This window comes from Streptomyces sp. NPDC001544 (assembly GCF_042894285.1).
Lineage (GTDB): Bacteria > Actinomycetota > Actinomycetes > Streptomycetales > Streptomycetaceae > Streptomyces.
This window is the reverse complement of the sequence record NZ_JBIAVN010000030.1, coordinates 23,472-42,160: the sequence shown is the minus strand read 5'-3', so window position 1 is coordinate 42,160 and position 18,689 is coordinate 23,472. Positions and strand designations below refer to the sequence as shown.

General features: G+C 71.7%; 16 protein-coding genes. 11 read left to right on the top strand and 5 right to left on the bottom strand.

The window, feature by feature from the left end; all coding sequences use genetic code 11:
• From ACFY0F_RS38490 to ACFY0F_RS38470, 5 genes are all read left to right on the top strand, one after another.
• Nucleotides 1-434: DUF3459 domain-containing protein (locus ACFY0F_RS38490; protein ID WP_388805654.1), on the top strand; the 434-nt coding region annotated here is incomplete at its 5' end.
• Nucleotides 431-2,149 (top strand): maltose alpha-D-glucosyltransferase, encoded by a 1,719-nt coding sequence (gene treS, locus ACFY0F_RS38485; RefSeq protein ID WP_388805651.1) that lies wholly within the window; start codon nt 431-433, stop codon nt 2,147-2,149. The genes ACFY0F_RS38490 and treS, both read left to right, overlap by 4 nt.
• Before the next feature lie 29 nt (nt 2,150-2,178).
• Complete coding sequence (locus tag ACFY0F_RS38480) at nt 2,179-3,543, top strand: maltokinase (protein WP_388805648.1); 1,365 nt, start codon at nt 2,179-2,181, stop codon at nt 3,541-3,543.
• 3 nt (nt 3,544-3,546) lie between these two features.
• The gene (gene glgB / locus ACFY0F_RS38475; protein WP_388805645.1) at nt 3,547-5,748 is read left to right on the top strand and encodes a 1,4-alpha-glucan branching enzyme; all 2,202 of its coding nucleotides are present in this window, start codon (nt 3,547-3,549) and stop codon (nt 5,746-5,748) included.
• A gap of 94 nt (nt 5,749-5,842) precedes the next feature.
• Nucleotides 5,843-6,931 carry a glutamate--cysteine ligase gene (locus ACFY0F_RS38470; protein WP_388805643.1) on the top strand — a complete coding sequence of 363 codons (1,089 nt, stop codon included), beginning with the start codon at nt 5,843-5,845 and terminating at the stop codon, nt 6,929-6,931.
• A gap of 21 nt (nt 6,932-6,952) precedes the next feature.
• Here the strand turns inward: ACFY0F_RS38470 and ACFY0F_RS38465 are convergent, their stop codons facing one another.
• Nucleotides 6,953-7,186: a DUF6480 family protein gene (locus ACFY0F_RS38465; protein ID WP_388805640.1), complete on the bottom strand. Its 234-nt coding sequence runs from the start codon at nt 7,184-7,186 to the stop codon at nt 6,953-6,955.
• Nucleotides 7,187-7,338: 152 nt separating this feature from the next.
• Between ACFY0F_RS38465 and ACFY0F_RS38460 the strand changes: the two genes are divergently transcribed.
• The 4 genes from ACFY0F_RS38460 to ACFY0F_RS38445 all read left to right on the top strand — a co-directional run bounded on the left by ACFY0F_RS38460 (nt 7,339) and on the right by ACFY0F_RS38445 (nt 13,691).
• Nucleotides 7,339-9,243, top strand: coding sequence for an AMP-dependent synthetase/ligase (locus ACFY0F_RS38460; RefSeq protein ID WP_388805637.1), 1,905 nt, complete (start codon nt 7,339-7,341; stop codon nt 9,241-9,243).
• A 126-nt stretch (nt 9,244-9,369) separates the two neighbouring features.
• Nucleotides 9,370-9,804, top strand: a complete 435-nt coding sequence (locus tag ACFY0F_RS38455; protein ID WP_388805634.1) for an ATP-binding protein — start codon at nt 9,370-9,372, stop codon at nt 9,802-9,804.
• 196 nt (nt 9,805-10,000) lie between these two features.
• The gene (locus tag ACFY0F_RS38450; RefSeq protein WP_388805663.1) at nt 10,001-11,383 is read left to right on the top strand and encodes an NAD(P)/FAD-dependent oxidoreductase; all 1,383 of its coding nucleotides are present in this window, start codon (nt 10,001-10,003) and stop codon (nt 11,381-11,383) included.
• Nucleotides 11,384-11,444: 61 nt separating this feature from the next.
• Nucleotides 11,445-13,691: an FUSC family protein gene (locus ACFY0F_RS38445; RefSeq protein ID WP_388805631.1), complete on the top strand. Its 2,247-nt coding sequence runs from the start codon at nt 11,445-11,447 to the stop codon at nt 13,689-13,691.
• 271 nt (nt 13,692-13,962) lie between these two features.
• Here the strand turns inward: ACFY0F_RS38445 and ACFY0F_RS38440 are convergent, their stop codons facing one another.
• The 4 genes from ACFY0F_RS38440 to ACFY0F_RS38425 all read right to left on the bottom strand — a co-directional run bounded on the left by ACFY0F_RS38440 (nt 13,963) and on the right by ACFY0F_RS38425 (nt 16,773).
• Complete coding sequence (locus ACFY0F_RS38440; RefSeq protein ID WP_388805628.1) at nt 13,963-14,796, bottom strand: DUF1206 domain-containing protein; 834 nt, start codon at nt 14,794-14,796, stop codon at nt 13,963-13,965.
• Between the two features lie 128 nt (nt 14,797-14,924).
• Nucleotides 14,925-15,173, bottom strand: coding sequence for a DUF5133 domain-containing protein (locus ACFY0F_RS38435; protein ID WP_388805625.1), 249 nt, complete (start codon nt 15,171-15,173; stop codon nt 14,925-14,927).
• Nucleotides 15,174-15,234: 61 nt separating this feature from the next.
• Nucleotides 15,235-16,128 carry a SigB/SigF/SigG family RNA polymerase sigma factor gene (locus ACFY0F_RS38430; protein ID WP_388805622.1) on the bottom strand — a complete coding sequence of 298 codons (894 nt, stop codon included), beginning with the start codon at nt 16,126-16,128 and terminating at the stop codon, nt 15,235-15,237.
• Between the two features lie 210 nt (nt 16,129-16,338).
• Nucleotides 16,339-16,773 carry an ATP-binding protein gene (locus ACFY0F_RS38425; protein ID WP_388805619.1) on the bottom strand — a complete coding sequence of 145 codons (435 nt, stop codon included), beginning with the start codon at nt 16,771-16,773 and terminating at the stop codon, nt 16,339-16,341.
• Between the two features lie 151 nt (nt 16,774-16,924).
• Between ACFY0F_RS38425 and ACFY0F_RS38420 the strand changes: the two genes are divergently transcribed.
• Both ACFY0F_RS38420 and ACFY0F_RS38415 read left to right on the top strand, forming a co-directional pair.
• Complete coding sequence (locus ACFY0F_RS38420; RefSeq protein ID WP_388805616.1) at nt 16,925-17,164, top strand: hypothetical protein; 240 nt, start codon at nt 16,925-16,927, stop codon at nt 17,162-17,164.
• Between the two features lie 32 nt (nt 17,165-17,196).
• Entirely contained in the window at nt 17,197-18,687 is a 1,491-nt protein-coding gene (locus tag ACFY0F_RS38415; protein WP_388805613.1) for an aminotransferase class I/II-fold pyridoxal phosphate-dependent enzyme, read from the top strand.
• Nucleotides 18,688-18,689: the final 2 nt, after the last annotated feature.

Here is an 18,689-nt window from a genome sequence, read left to right as displayed (position 1 = left end):
AGAAGTACCAGCTCAAACCCCGCGACTGGGCCGCCGCCGAACGCGAGGGCCGCACCATCGCACCCCTGATCACCCAGCTCAACACCATCAGGCGCCGGCACCCCGCGCTGCGGCGCCTGAGGAACCTCCACTTCCATCCGACCGACAACGACGCCGTCATCGCGTACAGCAAGCGCACCGGCTCGGACACGGTTGTGGTGGTCGTCAACCTCGACCCGCACCGCGCCCAGGAGGCGACGGTCTCGTTGGACATGCCGCAACTCGGCCTGGACCAGCACGCATCCGTGTCCGTGCACGACGAACTGACCGGTGAGACCTATCACTGGGGCAGGGCCAACTACGTGCGCCTCGAACCCGGCCGGGCGCCGGCGCATGTGCTCCATGTCCGGCGACCGTCCGCCTCGCCCCAGATCGGAGGGCCCAGCGCGTCATGACTGTCAACAGCCCCGTCCCGGACACCTTCGAGGACACTCCGGCCAAGGACCGCGACCCGGAGTGGTTCAAGCGCGCCGTCTTCTACGAGGTCCTGGTCCGCTCCTTCCAGGACAGCAACGGCGACGGCGTCGGCGACCTCAAGGGCCTGACCGCCAAGCTGGACTATCTGCAGTGGCTGGGCGTGGACTGCCTGTGGCTGCCGCCGTTCTTCAAGTCACCGCTCAGGGACGGCGGCTACGACGTCTCCGACTACACCGCCGTGCTGCCCGAGTTCGGTGACCTCGCCGACTTCGTGGAGTTCGTCGACGCCGCCCACCAGCGCGGCATGCGCGTGATCATCGACTTCGTCATGAACCACACCAGCGACCAGCACCCCTGGTTCCAGGAGTCACGGAAGAACCCCGACGGGCCGTACGGGGACTATTACATGTGGGCCGACGACGACAAGCGGTACGAGGACGCGCGGATCATCTTCGTCGACACCGAGACCTCCAACTGGACCCACGACCCGGTACGCGACCAGTACTTCTTCCACCGCTTCTTCTCCCACCAGCCGGACCTGAACTACGAGAACCCGGCCGTCCAGGAGGAGATCCTGGCCGCCCTCCGCTTCTGGCTGGACCTGGGCATCGACGGGTTCCGGCTGGACGCCGTGCCGTACCTGTACGCGTGCGAGGGGACGAACTGCGAGAACCTGCCCGCCACGCACCAGTTCCTCAAACGGGTCCGTCGCGAGATCGACACGATGTACCCGGACACGGTGCTGCTGGCGGAGGCGAACCAGTGGCCGGAGGACGTCGTCGACTACTTCGGCGACTTCACCTCCGGCGGCGACGAGTGCCACATGGCGTTCCACTTCCCCGTCATGCCACGCATCTTCATGGCCGTGCGGCGCGAGTCCCGCTACCCGGTCTCGGAGATCCTCGCCAAGACCCCCGCCATCCCCTCCGGCTGCCAGTGGGGCATCTTCCTGCGCAACCACGACGAGCTGACCCTGGAGATGGTCACCGACGAGGAACGCGACTACATGTGGGCCGAGTACGCCAAGGACCCCCGCATGCGCGCCAACATCGGCATCCGCCGGCGCCTGGCCCCCCTCCTCGACAACGACCGCAACCAGATCGAGCTGTTCACCGCGCTGCTGCTGTCCCTGCCCGGCTCCCCGATCCTCTACTACGGCGACGAGATCGGCATGGGCGACAACATCTGGCTCGGCGACCGCGACGCCGTCCGCACCCCCATGCAGTGGACACCGGACCGCAACGCCGGCTTCTCCGCCTGCGACCCCGGACGTCTCTACCTGCCCGCGATCATGGACCCCGTCTACGGCTACCAGGTCACGAACGTCGAGGCGTCCATGGCCTCGCCGTCGTCCCTGCTCCACTGGACCCGCCGCATGATCGAGATCCGCAAGCAGAACCCTGCCTTCGGACTGGGGTCCTACACCGAACTGCAGTCCTCCAACCCCGCCGTCCTCGCCTTCCTCCGGGAGTACGAGGACGACCTGGTCCTCTGCGTCCACAACTTCTCCCGGTTCGCCCAGCCCACCGAACTCGACCTGCGGGCCTACGACGGACGGCACCCGGTGGAACTCATCGGCGGAGTGCGCTTCCCCGCCATCGGTGAACTGCCCTATCTCCTCACCCTCGCGGGCCACGGCTTCTACTGGTTCCGGCTCTCCCGAGTCGCATCCCGCATCGGCCGACGGCGCTGAGCTCGTCGCCGAGGAAAGGACGCGTCACCATGGCGAAGACCGCAATACTCCAGCCGAGAAGCACGGGCATCGAGCAGCGCCTGTCCTCGCTGTGCGAGCTGCTGCGCGACTGGCTGCCCCGGCAGCGCTGGTTCGCCGGCAAGGACCGGCCCGTCACCGAGCTCACCGTGCTCTCCGCGACGGAGATCTTCCCGGGCTGTCTGCACATACTGGTCGACGCCGGATGTTTTCCGGTCCCGGCGCCCGGCGGCGGCACTCCCCCACCCGGTGACTGCTACCAGCTGCTGCTCGGAGCGCGCGAGCACCTGTCGCCGCGCCTCGGCCCCGCCCTCGTCGGCCGGGTGCAGGACGGTCCGCTGGCCGGTCTCACGGTGTACGACGCACTGCACGACCCGCGCTCGGCGGCACTGCTCCTGGACCGGCTGAGGCGCCCCGGCACGGCGGGCCCGGTGCGTTTCGAGGCCGACCCGGCCGCCGAGCTCCCCACCGGACTCGCGCCGCGGCTGCTGGACGCCGAGCAGTCCAACTCGTCGCTGGTGTACGGCGACGCCTTCATCCTGAAGGTGTTCCGGCGCATACAGCCCGGCGTCAACCCGGACCTGGAGGTCCCCCGGGCGCTGGCCGCGCAGGGCTGCGGACGCGTCCCCGCCCCGGTGGCCTGGCTGCGCACGACCGAGCCGTGGGCGGCGACGCTCGGCGTGCTCCAGCCGTACCTGCGCGACGCCTCCGACGGCTGGACGCTGGCCCTGCGCGCGCTCGCCGCGGGCGGGGACTTCACCAAGGAGGCCTACGAACTGGGGCAGGCGACCGCCGACGTGCACCTCGCCCTGGCGTCCGCCTTCCCCGCCGGGACCCACGGCGACATGGCGTGCACCGCGGGGGCGATGACGGCCCGGCTGGAGGCCGCCGCCACGTGCGTCCCCGCGCTCCGGCCGTTCGTCCCCGGTCTGCGCACCGCCTTCGGCGCGCTCGCCACCTGCGACGCCGGGCCGCCCGCCCAGCGCATCCACGGCGACCTGCACCTGGGGCAGGTGCTGCGGGCGGGCCGGGAGTGGTTCGTCATCGACTTCGAGGGTGAGCCGTCCCGCCCGCTCGCCGAACGCCGCGAGGCCCAGTCCCCGGTGCGGGACGTCGCGGGCATGCTGCGCTCCTTCGACTACGCGGCCCGTCAGCGGCGTCCCTGGCGCCCGGAGTGGGCCCGGCGCTGCCGGGAGGCGTACTGCGCCGGCTACGCGGTCCGCGCCGGCTGGGACCCGCGAAAGAAGCACGCGCTGCTGCGCGCCTACGAGACCGACAGGGCGGTCTACGAAGTGCTGTACGAGGCCAGGCACCGCCCGGCCTGGCTGCCCGTCCCGATGGCGGCGATCGAACGACTGGCCGTACGAGGAGGATGAACCGTGGCACTGCGCGACGACTCACTGCCCGAGTCGGCCGGCCCCCGGCCGCTGCCGGCCCCCGCCCTGGACCCGGCCGACCGGGAACGCCTGCTGGCGGGCGCCCACCACGATCCGCACGCGCTGCTCGGCGCCCACCGGACATCCACCGGGGTCGTCTTCCGCACGCTCAGACCGTTCGCCCGCGCGGTGAGCGTCGTACTCGACGGCGAGCGCCACCGGTTGGCGTCCGAGGGGGACGGCCTCTTCACCGCCGTTCTGCCCCTGGACGCGGTCCCCGCGTACACCCTGCTGGTGGAGTACGCGGAGGGCGAGCAGGAGGTGCACGACCCCTACCGCTTCCTGCCGGCGCTGGGCGAGCTCGACCTGCACCTGATCGCTGAGGGGCGGCACGAAGAGCTGTGGCGGGCGCTGGGGGCCGAGCCGATGACCCACCAGGGTGTGGCCGGCACCCGTTTCACGGTGTGGGCGCCGAACGCGCGCGGGGTCCGGGTCGCCGGGGACTTCACCTTCTGGGACGGGACGGCGTTCCCGATGCGCTCCCTCGGCGCGTCGGGGGTGTGGGAGCTGTTCCTGCCCGGCATCGGGGAGGGCGCCACGTACAAGTTCGAGATCACCTCACGGTACGGGCACCGGTTCCTCAAGGCGGACCCGATGGCGCGGCGCACCGAGGTGCCGCCCGCCACGGCCTCCGTGGTGACGGCGTCGCACTACGAGTGGGGTGACGAGGAGTGGCTCGCGCGCCGGGCGAAGACCCCGGTGCACGAGGCGCCGTTCTCGGTGTACGAGGTCCATCTGCCGTCCTGGCGGCCGGGCCTCGGCTACCGGGAGCTGGCCGAGCAACTGCCCGCGTACGTCAAGGACCTGGGCTTCACCCACCTGGAGCTGATGCCGGTCGCCGAACACCCCTTCGGCGGCTCCTGGGGCTACCAGGTCACCTCGTACTACGCGCCGACCGCCCGGCTGGGCTCCCCCGACGACTTCCGGTACTTCGTCGACGCCTGCCATCGGGCGGGCATCGGCGTGATCATGGACTGGGTGCCGGCGCACTTCCCCAAGGACGACTGGGCCCTGGCCCGCTTCGACGGGGACCCGCTGTACGAACCGGGGGACGCACGGCGGGCGGAGCACCCGGACTGGGGGACGTACGAGTTCGACCACGCCCGCACCGAGGTGCGCAACTTCCTCGTGGCCAACGCCGTGTACTGGTGCGAGGAGTTCCACATCGACGGCCTGCGCGTGGACGCCGTCGCCTCCATGCTCTACCTGGACTACTCCCGGGAGCCGGGGCAGTGGGAGCCCAACGTGTACGGCGGCCGGGAGGACCTGGCGGCGATGGCGTTCCTGCAGGAGATGAACGCGACCGTCTACCGCCGGGTGCCCGGAGTGGTGACGATCGCGGAGGAGTCCACCGCGTGGGGCGGCGTCACCCGGCCCACGGACAGCGGCGGGCTCGGGTTCGGGCTGAAGTGGAACATGGGCTGGATGCACGACTCGCTGGAGTACGTCGCCCGGGAGCCGGTGCACCGCAGGTACCACCACCACGAGATGACGTTCTCGATGGTGTACGCCTACAGCGAGAACTACGTGCTGCCCATCTCGCACGACGAGGTGGTGCACGGCAAGCGGTCGCTGGTGTCGAAGATGCCCGGCGACTGGTGGCAGCGGCGGGCGGGTGTCCGCGCCTACCTGGGCTTCATGTGGGCGCATCCCGGCAAGCAGCTGCTGTTCATGGGGCAGGAGTTCGCCCAGGGCGCCGAGTGGTCCGCGGACCACGGACCGGAGTGGTGGCTGCTGGACCCCGGTTACTGCGCCGCGGGCGACCACCGGGGCGTACAGGACCTGGTCCGCGACCTGAACGCCGTCTACCGCTCCACCCCCGCCCTGTGGCAGCGCGACACCGACCCGGGCGGCTTCCGGTGGGTCGCCGTGGACGCGGCGGACGACAACGTCTTCGCCTTTGTGCGCTTCGACACCGCGGGCCGGCCGCTGCTGACGGTGTCGAACTTCTCCCCCGTCGTCCGTCACGACTACCGCCTCGACGTCCCAGCGGAGGTCCCCGCCTGGCAGGAGGTCCTCAACACGGACGCCCTGAGGTACGGCGGCAGCGACGTCACCATCCCGGATCCGGTCAAGAAGGAGGACGACGCGATCCGGCTCACGCTGCCGCCGCTGGCCACGGTCTGGCTGACACCGATGCCGTGAGAGGCCGCCCGAGGTGTCGACAGCTCTCCCAGGGGCATTCGGGGTCGTACCAGCCGCGGCGCCCGGCCGCGGCACGGCAGAGAGGCGGCCCCACGTGCGCACCGTCGGTGTGGAGGAAGAACTTCTTCTGGTCGACCCGGAGAGCGGTGACCCGAAGGCACTGTCGGCCGCGGTGCTCGCGCGTGCCTCCCTGGACGATCCCGGACAGGACGTCTTCGAGAAGGAGCTCTACGGGCAGATGCTGGAGTTCGCCACGCATCCGCAGACGGACATGGCGGATCTCGGCGCGGAGATCGTCCGCTGCCGCAAGGAGGCGGCCCGGCACGCCGGGGAGATCGGCTGCGCGGTCGCCGCGCTCGCCACGTCACCGCTTCCGGTGAGCCCCTCGATCAGCATGAACGACCGTTACCAGTGGATGGCGGAGCACTACGGCATCGCCACCCGGGAGCAGCTCGTCTGCGGATGTCATGTCCATGTGGCAGTGGAGTCCGACGAGGAGGGCGTCGCCGTCCTCGACCGCATCCGGCTCTGGCTGCCCGTGCTGTCGGCGATCAGCGCCAACTCACCGTTCTGGCAGGGCCACGACTCCGGGTACGACAGCTACCGCAGCCGGGTGTGGGGCCGTTGGCCGTCGGCCGGCCCGACGGAGCTGTTCGGGTCCGCGGAGCGCTACCACCGCCGGGTGTCCGACATGGTGGCCACCGGCGCCATCCTGGACGAGGGGATGGTCTACTTCGACGCGCGTCTGTCCAAGCGCTATCCGACGGTCGAGATCCGCGTCTCGGACGTCTGCCTGCACTCGGACACCCCGGTCCTCGTCGCCACGCTCGCGCGCGGCCTCGTGGAGACCGCGGCACGCGAGTGGCGGGCCGGCCGGGAGCCGGCCGATCACAGCGTGAGCGTGCTGCGGCTGGCCGCGTGGCAGGCGGCCCGGTCGGGCCTGGCCGGAGAGCTGCTCCACCCCTCCACCATGCGGCCGCAGCCGGCCCCGGAGGTGGTACGTGCCCTGCTGGGGCACACCGGCGACGCCCTCTCCGACATCGGCGACCTGGCCCGGGCCGAGGAGGCCGTGTCCGAGCTGCTGGAGCGCGGCAACGGGGCCCGCGTGCAGCGTGAGCTCATGGAGCGCACGGGCAGCCTGCGGGACGTCGTCACCGAGTGCGTGCGCCGTACCCAGTCCTGACGCGCCCCGCCCCGAGGACTCTCACAGGATCAGCACCAGGGCATACACCAGGAAGAAGGCCGCGACCAGCGCGACGAGCAGCAGAATCAGGGTGAGCGGGGCCTTCGCCCAGCCCTTGGTCGGGTTGTGCGTCTCCCGGGGCCCGGCCTCGGGCATGCTGCTCTCCGCGGGCGGCGTCTCGCCGGGCGGGACGCCGCCCCCGGGCTCCAGGCCGGTGGTGCGCTCGGGCTCCGGGTCAGGGTTCACATGCGTCATGTCCTCCGAGTCCCCAGCAGACGCCGAGATCATCAGTCGGGCACGACTTCTCCGTTCCCGGCACCAACCGCTCGCACCTGGGCTACATTCGAGCACCGCCGACGACGGGACTCGTCGGCAACATCACTCTCCGTACACACCAGGAGCAGCGCATGCGCGACCCCGCTCTCGGTCCGGCAGCCGCCCCGCCCCTCGTGGGCGGGCTGGCCGACGGCGTCTTCGAGACCGCGGCCCGGACTCCGGACCTGCCGGTGCTCGCCCGCCACCCGGACGGCGCCCCGACCTCCTGGGAGGAGGTCACGGCGGTCGAGCTGCGGGACGAAGTGGTCGACGTCGCCAAGGGACTGGTGGCCGCCGGGATCTCGCCCGGTCACCGGGTGGCCGTCATGGCGCGCACCCGTTACGAGTGGACGGTGCTGGCGCAGGCGCTGTGGGCGGTGGGCGCCGAGGTGGTCCCGATCCATCCGGCGTCCGCACGCGACCAGGTCGAGTTCATCCTTCGGGACGCCGGCTGCGTGGCCGTGGTGGTGGAGGACGAGCAGGGTGTCATGACGGTCGGCACGGTCTGCGCGGTGCTGCCCCGGCTCAAGCACGTGTGGCAGCTGGACGCCGGTGCGCTGGCGCAGCTGGCGAAGCAGGGCGCGTTCGTGTCGCTGACCACGGTGGAGTCCCTGCGCCGGATCGTCATGCCGGACTCCACCGCGGCCGTCGCCTACACCTCCGGCACCACGGGCCGTCCGCAGGGCTGCGCGCTGAGCCACCGGGGCATCGCCTATCCGTGCGACACGCTGCTCGCGGGCTGGGGGCACACGGCGGCGCGCCCGGGCGACCAGGCGTCGGTGCTGGCCTTCCTGCCGTTCTCCCATGTGTACGGGCTCATGATCCAGGTGATGTGCCTGCGCGGCGGGGTCCTCATGGGCCACGAGCCGGAGATGACCGAGGCGGCGCTCGCGTCGGCGCTGAACACGTTCCGGCCGACGTACCTCTACGGCGTGCCGTCCCTCTTCGAGAAGCTCTACAAGAATTTCCTGCGCACGGCGCAACAGGGGGGTCGCGGGGCTCTTTTCGAGCGGGCCGCGCAGACCGCGCGGGACTTCGCCGCGGCCGTGGAGCGGCAGCGGCTGGGCAGGGGAGCCGGGCCCGGGTTCGACCTTCGGCTGCAGCACGCCCTGTACGAACGGACGGTCTACCGGCGGCTGCGGGCGGCGCTGGGCGGCCGGGTGGTGCGGGCCACGTCCGGCGGTTCGTCGCTCAGTCGCGAGCTCTCCCTGTTCTTCGAGGGCATCGGCATCTACGTGCACGACGGGTACGGGCTGACGGAGAGCAGCGGCGGGATCACCATGCAGCCGCTGGGCAGGGAGAAGTCCGGGACCGTGGGACGGCCCCTGCCGGGTACGGAGCTGCGGGTGGCCGACGACGGGGAGATCCTGGTGCGCGGCCCCTCGGTGTTCCAGGGATATGTGGGCGACGAGGCGGCGACGCGGGCCGCGACGCGCGGCGGCTGGCTGGCCACCGGCGACATCGGGCAGCTCGACTCCGAGGGCTATCTGACCATCACGGGCCGCAAGAAGGACGTGATCGTCACCAGCAGCGGCAAGAGCGTGGCACCGGCCCCGCTCGAGGAGCGCCTGCGGATGCATCCGCTGGTCCACCAGGCGGTGGTGGTGGGCGACGACCGGCCCTGCGTGGGGGCCCTGCTCACCCTGGACCCGGATTTCCTGGCGCACTGGCGGACGGCGCTGGCCCTGCAGGGCGACACCCCTGTCCGGGACGTCCGCGAGGACAACGCGCTGCGCGAGGAACTGAACCGGGCCGTCGCCGCCGCCAACAGCTCGGTTTCGCGCGCCGAGTCCATCCGGGTCTACCGGGTGGTCACCGAGCCGTTCGCCCCGGCCAACGGGCTGCTGACGCCGTCGCTGAAGCTGCGCCGGGACGCGATCGTCGAGCACTACGCCGCGGAGATCGATGCGATGTACCTGGCGCGGAGCCGGGTCTCGACGCGGCCCGCACCGGCCGAACCCGCCGACTGGGACGACTCGGACAACGTGTTCCGGTGAGACGGCCCGCGGTGTGACGACCGCGACCGGACGAGGACGCGTACCCGGCCCGCCCCTGGGAACCCAAAGACATGGGAAAGCTGAGGAACGACGACAGCCGCGATGATCCGGGCTGAGGAAGATGTGATGGCTACGGAGCCACGTTGGGACGACACACCGGACTCGGAGGAGACCCACGAGCGCACGGTCTCCTTCGCCGGCGAGCTGCGCAATGTGACAGGTGCGCGGCTCGCCGCCGAAGAGTTCCTGGCTGCCCTGGCGCGGGCGGCGCCGCCGTCGGCCCCCGAGTCCTGGGACGACATCCTGCTGGTCGTGACGGAACTGGCGGCCAACGTCGTCCAGTACGCGCCGGGCCCGTTCGAGCTGCGGATGCGGCGCACGTTCGACGGCGTTCACCTCACGATGCACGACACCAGTACCACCCGGCCGGAGCCGCGCCCGTTCCACCCGAACACGGGCGGCGGCGGCATCGGCTGGCACCTCGTGCACACGCTGTGCGACCAGGTGAGCGTGGTGGTGACGGACACCGGAAAGGACATCCACGCGTTCCTGCCCTGGTGAGCCCCGCGCCGCAAAGTGACGCGGGACCCGGGTTACTCAGCCCGTACCGGGGCATGCTGGTGCCCACGCGTTCGTCTGCCTGCCGCACCTGGCTGGCGTGGCGGCTCGGGGCACGGTGGGATCGATGTGGTGCGAAGCAGCGATCCAGGGGCATGCGAACGGCGTCGACTCGAACCGCCTGGAGCCGCAGAAAGGGATGGACACCGTGACACGACCCAGGATCCTGGTGGTTGGCGCAGGCTTCGCCGGAGTGGAGTGCGTTCGCCGTCTGGAGCGCAAACTCGCCCCCGACGAGGCCGACGTCACCCTGGTGACACCGTTCGCCTACCAGCTCTACCTGCCCCTGCTGCCCCAGGTCGCCTCGGGTGTGCTGACACCCCAGTCGATCGCCGTCTCCCTGCGCCGCAGCAAGAAGTACCGCACCCGGATCATCCCGGGCGGCGCCATCGGTGTGGACCTGAAGGCCAAGGTCTGCGTCATCCGCACCATCACCGACGAGATCGTCAACGAAAGCTACGACTACATAGTCCTGGCACCCGGCAGCGTCACCCGGACCTTCGACATCCCCGGGCTGACCGAGCACGCCTTCGGTATGAAGACCCTCGCCGAGGCCGCCTACATCCGTGACCATGTGATCTCGCAGCTCGACCTCGCCGACGCCAGTCACGACCCGGAGGAGCGCGCCTCGCGGCTGCAGTTCGTGGTGGTCGGCGGCGGTTACGCGGGCACCGAGACCGCGGCCTGCCTGCAACGGCTGACGCACGCCGCCGTCAAGCGCTACCCGCGCCTCGACCCCAAGCTGATCAAGTGGCATCTGATCGACATCGCGCCCAAGTTGATGCCGGAGCTGGGCGACAAGCTCGGCCGCAGCGCGCAGGAGATCCTGCGGCGGCGCGGGATCGACATCTCCCTGGGCGTGTCCATCGACAAGGCGGGCCCGGAGGAGGTCACCTTCACCGACGGCCGCGTGGTGCCCACCCGCACCCTCATCTGGACGGCCGGTGTGGTCGCCAGCCCGCTGATCGCCACGCTGGGCGCGGAGACGGTCCGCGGCCGGCTCGCGGTCACCGCCGAGATGTGCCTGCCGGGCCACGACGGGGTCTTCGCGCTCGGCGACGCCGCCGCCGTCCCGGACAAGGCGAAGGACCAGGAGGGCGCGGTCTGCCCGCCGACCGCGCAGCACGCCATGCGCCAGGGGAAGGTGGTCGCCGACAACGTCATCGCGACCCTGCGCAACCAGCCGATGCAGCCGTACGTGCACAAGGACCTGGGGCTGGTCGTCGACCTCGGCGGCAAGGACGCGGTGTCCAAGCCGCTCGGCATCGAACTGCGCGGCGTGCCCGCCCAGGCCGTCGCGCGCGGCTATCACTGGTCGGCGCTGCGCACCAATGTGGCCAAGACCCGTGTGATGACGAACTGGCTGCTCAACGCGGTCGCGGGTGATGATTTCGTGCGTACCGGGTTCCAGGCCCGCAAACCGGCCAAGCTCAAGGACTTCGAGTACACCGACGCGTATCTGAACCCGGAGCAGGTACGGGCGCATGTGGAGGGCGGCCAGGATGTTCCTCCGCCGGCCTGACCGCCCGGCCTGACGGCAGAACACGGTCCGACGTCCGCGACACGGGAGAGAGCACGGCGGCGTGAGCACAACGGTACGTTCGGTGCGGGCGCGGGCGTGGGACCGGGTCGCGGCGTCCGATCCCGGGCTGCTCCGGCTCACCGCGGGGCTGCGGACCGTGTCCGCCATCGCACTCACGCTGCTCGTGCTGGGTCCGCTGCGGGTGGGTGTGACCCATCTGGTGGCCGGGGCGATGGCGGCGATGGCCGCCACCTTCGCCATCCGTGAGAAGCAGCCGGCCCGGCAGGCCGTCACCCTCGCGCTCGGCCTGCCGGTCGCGCTGGCCTCCGTGTCGCTGGGCGCGCTGCTCAACACGCGGGTGGTGACGGGCGACCTGTTCTTCGTCGCGCTCATCTTCTGCGCCGTGTACGGCCGCCGGTTCGGCGACCGTGGCACCGCGCTGGGGCTCATCGCCTTCCAGACCTATTTCGTCTCCCTGTTCGTGCGCGCGAGCCCCGGCGGACTGCCGGGGCTGTACGGCACGATCGCGGTGGCCTTCGCGTGCGCCGCGACCGCCCGGTTCGTGCTCGTACGGCAGACATCCGCGGGCATCCTGGACCGGCTGCGCCGGGCGTTCCGGGCCCGGCTGGCCCAACTGATCGACGCTCAGGTCGCGTTGCTTGACGCCGGCCCAGATGAGGTGGACAAGGCGCTGGACGCCGTCCGTACCGGGACCGCCCGGCTGCACGAGGCGGCTCTGATGATCCAGGGCCGGCTGGAGGACGGGACCTCCGACGAGGGCGTGGCCCGCATGGTGCAGCGCCGGATCGCGGACGCCGAGATCGCCGCCGAGCGGCTGGGCCTGCTGCTGCTCACCGCGCGCGCCGAGCGGCGGGCGGACACGCTCACCCTGCACCTCCCGGGCGCGGCCGTGCCCTTCACGGTGCGCGAGCCGGTACGGGACGTGGCGCTCGAGGGGTTGCGCCGGGACCTGACGGCGCTGCGCGTGCTGGTGCTCAGGTCGGCCGGCGGGAACAACGGGACGGGCGTGTCACAGGTGCGCAACCGGCTGCTCGGCTATCGGGAGGGCGAGAACCTGCCGCCCGCGCCGCCCGCCGTCCAGGACGTCTTCCGCGGCGTCGGGGAGGCGGCGCGGGCGGTCCTGGGGCTGCGCATCGCCCTGGACGGGCCGCAGGACGAGTCCGACGACAGCCCGGCCACGACCCGCTCGCGCGAGGAGCTGGACGCGGAGGACGCCGCCATCGCCGGCGGCGAGGACGAGCCGCGGGAGGAGGAACGGCAGGACGGACTGCGGCCGACCACACGGGCGGCGGTGCAGGTGTCCGTCGGTTCCGCCCTCGCCATCCTGGGCGGCGAGCTGCTCTCCGCCCACCGCTGGTACTGGGCGGTGCTGGCCTGCTGGATCGTGTTCATCAACACCTCGTCCACCGGGGAGATCCTGGTCAAGGGCTACCGCCGGGTGCTGGGCACGGTGCTGGGCGTGGTGGCGGGGATCGGACTGGCGGGGCTGGTCGGACAGCACACCTGGACGGCGTTCGGGCTGATGCTGCTGTTCATCTTCGCGATGTTCTACACCGCCCCGCTGTCCTACACCCTGATGTCCTTCTTCGTGACGGCGATGATCGGCCTGCTGTACACGCTGCTGAACACCTACAGCACGGCCGTCCTCGTGCTGCGCGTGGAGGAGACGGCCCTGGGGGCCGCCTGCGGGGTGGTCGCGGCGGCGGTGGTCCTGCCGGTGCGCACCGACCGCCGGACCAACGAGCTCCTCGTCGGCGCCCTGGAACGCCTCGCGGACGTGACCCGTGCCGCGGTCGACCAGCTCAGCGGCGGCCCGCCGGCCGACCTGCTGGACATGGCACGGGACCTGGACCAGGCGCTCGCCGACCTTCGTGCGTCCACGCAGCCGTTGACCCATCCGATCACGCCGCTGCGGTCCCGGCGGAACACCGCCCGCTATGTCGTGGCCCTGCTGGAGACCTGCGCGTACCACGCACGCGCCCTGGCGGCCACGGCGGAACTGCTGCCCACCCATCCCTCGATCGCCGCGGACCCCCGGCTGCGCGGGGCGGGGCGGCGCATCGTGCACAACATCGAGACGATCGCCGCGCACGTCACGGACCGGCGGTCCGCCTCCCGGCTCGAGACCGGCCCCAGCATCGCCTCTCTGCTGGAACCCGGCTCCTACCACGCCCCCCGCTACGACCGGGTCACGGACCGGGTCCTACGGCATCTCCAGCGCCTCGACGAAGCGGCGACGGGCCTGGCCCGGCCGCTCGACGTTCCGGTCCCGCAGCCGCAGGACTGACCGCGCGGCGGATCTCCATGCCGGTGCTGCCCGGGTGCGGGGCCGTCACGGGCTCCGTACCCCTGGACCGGATCCGGTCCCGGCCGGGGCAGACACGTTTCCCCCGCCACCCCGGAAGGCTCCCGATCGGCCATGCACCGCCGGAGAGCCGAGCACGCGGCCGGGCTCCCGGAGCCGTGCCGCACGCTGCTCGGCCCGAGCCGCGCCGCACGCTCTGACCAGGCACGGTGTGCAGCGCGGCGTCCAGGACGCCTACGGGCGAGCACAGCGGTCAGGTGCGGATCCAGCGGGCCTCGGCGAAGGAGAAGACGCCGAACAGTGCCAGGCCGGCCGCGACGAGCGCCAGCAGCCAGGGGCCCACCGGGGTGTCGGCGAAGGTGCGGAGCGTGTCGTCGAGGCCCTTGGCCTTGTCGGGCCGGGAGTCGACCGCGGCACGTATCGCGAAGGCGCCCGCCGCCGCGAACACCACACCGCGCGCGACACCACCGGCCACGCCGGTCACGTCCACCAGGCGCCGTGTCGCGGGTGACATCTCGCCCCTCCTGAGCCGGTCGCGGTACTTGCGCCGTGCGGCCTGCACCGCGATCCAGACGCCGCTGACGACGATCCCGACGGCCGCCGCGCCGACGAGCCACTGGCCGGCCGGCACGGACAGGACCCGGGCGGTGAGGTCGCGTGACTGGCTGTCGCTGGACCGTTCGCCGCCCGAGCCGGCCGCGAAGGACAGTACGGAGGAGGCGACGAACCCGTAGAACACGCACCGCACCACGGCCGTCAGCCTCTTCCGCGCCGAGCGGCCGTCCTTGCCCATGGAGCCGAAGAGCGCCTCGGACAGCCGCCACAGGGCCATGCCGACGAGCCCCAGGCCCAGCGCCCACAGCAGCACGGCGCCGAAGGGGCGGTGGGCGATCTCGGCCAGGGCTCCGCTGCGGTCCGCCTGCTTCCTGCTGCCGCCGAAGGCGATCTGCAGGGCCAGCAGCCCCACCAGCAGATAGATCACACCGCGCGCGGTGAGCCCCGCCCGCGCGGCCCATTCGGTCACCGTTCCGGTCGGTCCCGTCCGGGCCCGCACCCCCGCACCCCGTACCACTGCACTCGTGTCCATCTCGACCTCCCGAGCTCCGGATGCCCCCGGGCCGCCCGGGGACACACCTTCGGTGACGACAGAGGGAGCCGCCGGCGCGACCGCGTGCCTGCGGCCGCGTCGGCGGCTCCCTGACGGTGGGGACGGGCTCAGTGCTGCCCGGTCGCGGCCACCGTCACTTCCGGCTGGATCCCTACCACGCCCAGATGCCGGCGGGCGGTGTCCAGGGCGGCTCCCACGTCTCGGGTGCCGGTCAGCACACACAGCGTGTACGCCAGGTCCTGCGCCCGTGCGCCGGATACGGCCGGGTCCTGACCTCCGTGTCGCTCGAGGAGTTCCTCGTACTCCTCGAGGAGGTTTCTTAAGGTCGCGGGATTCGGCCTGAGGGGAATCAGCATCGTTCGAACTCCTTGGTCGCTCGCGTCGCTCGGATGGTCGCTGGCGTCGCTCGGGTTTGACTCACGCCGTGGGGCGGCCGCCGGCACCCCGGCCGCCCTGGCGCCCGCCGAGCGCCTCTTCCCGGATGCGTGCGCAGCTGCGGCTGATGAGCCGGGAGACGTGCATCTGGGAGATGCCCAGCTGGTCGGCGATCCGGCTCTGCGTCATGTCCTCGAAGAAGCGCATGTAGAGGATGGCGCGCTCGCGTTCGGGCAGGCGGCGCAGCCCTTCCTTGGCAGACTCACGGTCCACGACGACGTCGAACGAGGAGTCGGTGGCGCCGAGGGTGTCCGCGAGGCTGTATCCGTCGTCCCCGGCCGACAGTTCGGCGTCCAGGGAGAGCGTGCTGAAGCTCTCCAGCGCCTCGAGGCCGGTGTTGACCTCTTCCTCCGTCAGTCCGGTGTGCGCGGCGAGGTCGGCGACCGAGGGTTCCGGGCTGCCGGGGTTCTGGGTGAGCTCGCGGCGCGCCACGCGCACCCTGTTGCGCAGCTCCTGCACCCGGCGCGGCACCCGGAGCGCCCACATCCGGTCCCGGAAGTGCCGCTTGACCTCGCCGGTGATGGTGGGCACGGCGTAGCTCTCGAACGCGCCGCGCTCGGGGTCGAACCTGTCGATCGCCTTGACCAACCCGAGCGCGGCGACCTGGCGCAGGTCCTCGACGGACTCGCCGCGGTCGCGGAAGCGGCCGGCGATCCGGTGTGCCATGGGCAGCCAGGCGGTCACCAGCTCGTCACGCAGCGCGTCACGTTCCGGACCCTCCTCGAGCTCCGCCAGCCGGGTGAAGAGGGCGGCGGTGTCGGGTGCGTCGTCGTGGGACCGCTTCGGTGCGGCCGTGGTGGCCGAGGGAGCGGCGGGAGAAGGGTCGGCGGAGGGGTGGACGGGCGTGCCAGGACGGCTGGTCATATCGGTGAGCATGCGGAATCGCTCCTGAACTGGTGATTTCAGGGAAATGCCGCGGGAGAGTGGCCCGGATCACTGCGGAGGGGCCGCTGAGCTGGGACAACACTCCCGCTGGGCGCGCCTCCGGTCCGAAGCACGAAACTCCGTCTGCCCTGACCCCGGTGGCCCAAACTCCGGTTTTTCCCTTCGCCGGTAAGAGTTTCCGTGCGCGGGCGTGGACGGGTTTCAGATCAGCGGTACGAGGGCGGTGATCCGCTTGCCGCCGTGGGGCAGACAGGCGACGTGGACGTCGTGCGCCAGTCGGCACACGATCGGCCAGCCGCGTCCGCCGACGCGGGACCTGCCCCGGTCGTCGACGGGTGCGAGGGCCACCGGGAGGTCGTCGCTGCGGTCGCTCACGGTGACGCGCACGTCCCTGCCGACGACGTCGACGGAGAAGTCGGTGATCCCGCCGCCGTGCAGCAACGCGTTGGTGGTCAGCTCGGAGACGACGAGCAGGGCGTCGTCGAGGGCGTCCGTGTCGCAGTCGACGTGCTGGGCCTCGCACCGCTCGGCCACCGCACACCGCACCCTTTTGCGGGCGTCCGCGGGCCGGCACGGCATGGTGCGGCGCGCGTCCGACGGCCCGAGGGCGGATTCGGTCCCGTGCGTCTCGTGCATCCTTTCGCTCCCTGGGTGGTGAGGAGTTGTATCCGGTGCCTGCTCGAGCCGGGGCGTATTGCCCGGCTCTCTCCTTTTTCGGCTGACCTGTCGTGGCACGGCCAAACACGTGGGGGCCCATCGAGGCCGGGTTCGGGGGTACGCGGATGCCATGACGGATGTCGTGGACTCGGACGAACTGCTGCGCCGGATGCAGCGCGCGAAGGCCTGCGCACAAGAGGAGGAGAGGGCGTGGCGGGAGCGTCGTGACGCCCTGCGGGAGGACGATCCAACGGGGGCGCGGGACGCCGCCGTACGGGCGACGGCCTACGAGGTCGTGCTGCGGGTGCTGGACGAGATCCTCACCCCGGGGGCACGTGGGGCCGAGAAGCCCGGCGCTCCCCCGGGCTGATTGACGGTCACCGGTCCGGGCAGACGGGACGCATGTCCGTCGACCACACCGAAGCACCTGTCCTGCAAGCCCTCTCCGACTACCACCGCGAGGGGCGTCTGTCGTTCACCCCGCCGGGGCACAAGCAGGCCCGCGGCGCCGACCCCGCGGTGCGGGAGGTGCTGGGGGACGCCGTCTTCCTGGGCGACGTACTGGCCTCCGGCGGGCTGGACGACCGGCTGGAGCGGGGCCGGGTCCTGGAGCGGGCCGAGAAGCTGATGGCGGACGCGGTGCACGCCGAGCACACCTTCTTCACGACGTGCGGGAGTTCGCTGTCGGTCAAGGCGGCGATGCTCGCCGTGGCGGGGCCGCACGAGCGGCTGCTCATCGGGCGGGACGCACACAAGTCCGTGGTGTCGGGACTGATTCTGGCCGGTATCGAACCGGTCTGGGTGGAGCCGCGGTGGGACGCGGAGCGGCACATCGCGCATCCGCCGTCGGCCGCCGACTTCGAGAGGGCGTTCGCCGCGCACCCGGACGCCAAGGGCGCCCTGATCACCAGCCCGACCCCGTACGGTGCCTGCGCCGACCTGCGAGCCGTGGCGGAGGTCTGCCACCGCCGTTCGCGCCCGCTGATCGTGGACGAGGCGTGGGGTGCGCATCTGCCCTTCCACCCGGATCTGCCGTCGTGGGCGATGGACGCGGGCGCCGACGTCTGCGTGACCAGCATCCACAAGATGGGCAGCGGCCTCGAACAGGGGTCGGTGTTCCACCTGCAGGGCGACCTGGTGCCGCCGGAGCTGCTGAAGACGCGTGCGGACCTGCTGGGCACCACCAGTCCGTCGGTGCTGGTCTACGCGGGCCTGGACGGCTGGCGGCGGCAGATGATGGCGCACGGGCGGGAACTCATGGGCGGCGCACTGGAACTGGCCGAGCGGGTCAGGTCGGCCGTGGAGCAGTTGGAGGGTCTGCACGTCGACGGCCGCGAGGACTACTGCGGGGCGGGGGCGGCCGACGACTTCGATCCTCTGCCGTGTGTCATCGATGTGACCGGCCTCGGGATCACGGGCTACCGCGCGGCGGACTGGCTGCGCGAACACCGTTCCGTGGACGCGCATCTGACCGACCATCGGCGCATCGGTGCCCAGCTCACCCACGCCGACGACTCCGCCACGGCGGACGAGCTGCTGGCCGCCCTGAAGGACCTGGTGCGCGCCGCGCCGGAACTGCGTCCGGCCCCCGCAGTGGACGTCCCGCCCCCGTCCGAACTCCGCCTGGAGCAGGCGATGCCGCCCCGGGACGCGTTCTTCGGGCCCACCGAGAACGTGCCGGTGACGGAGGCGGCCGGGCGGGTCGCCGCCGAGATGATCACCCCGTATCCGCCGGGCATCCCGGCCGTCCTGCCGGGCGAGCGGCTGAACGAGCCGGTGCTGCGGTACCTGCGCACGGGGCGGGCCGCGGGCATGAACCTGCCCGACCCGAACGACCCGGAACTCGGCACCGTCCGGGTGGTGGCGCGGGACGTCCGAGTGGCGAGCACGTGAAA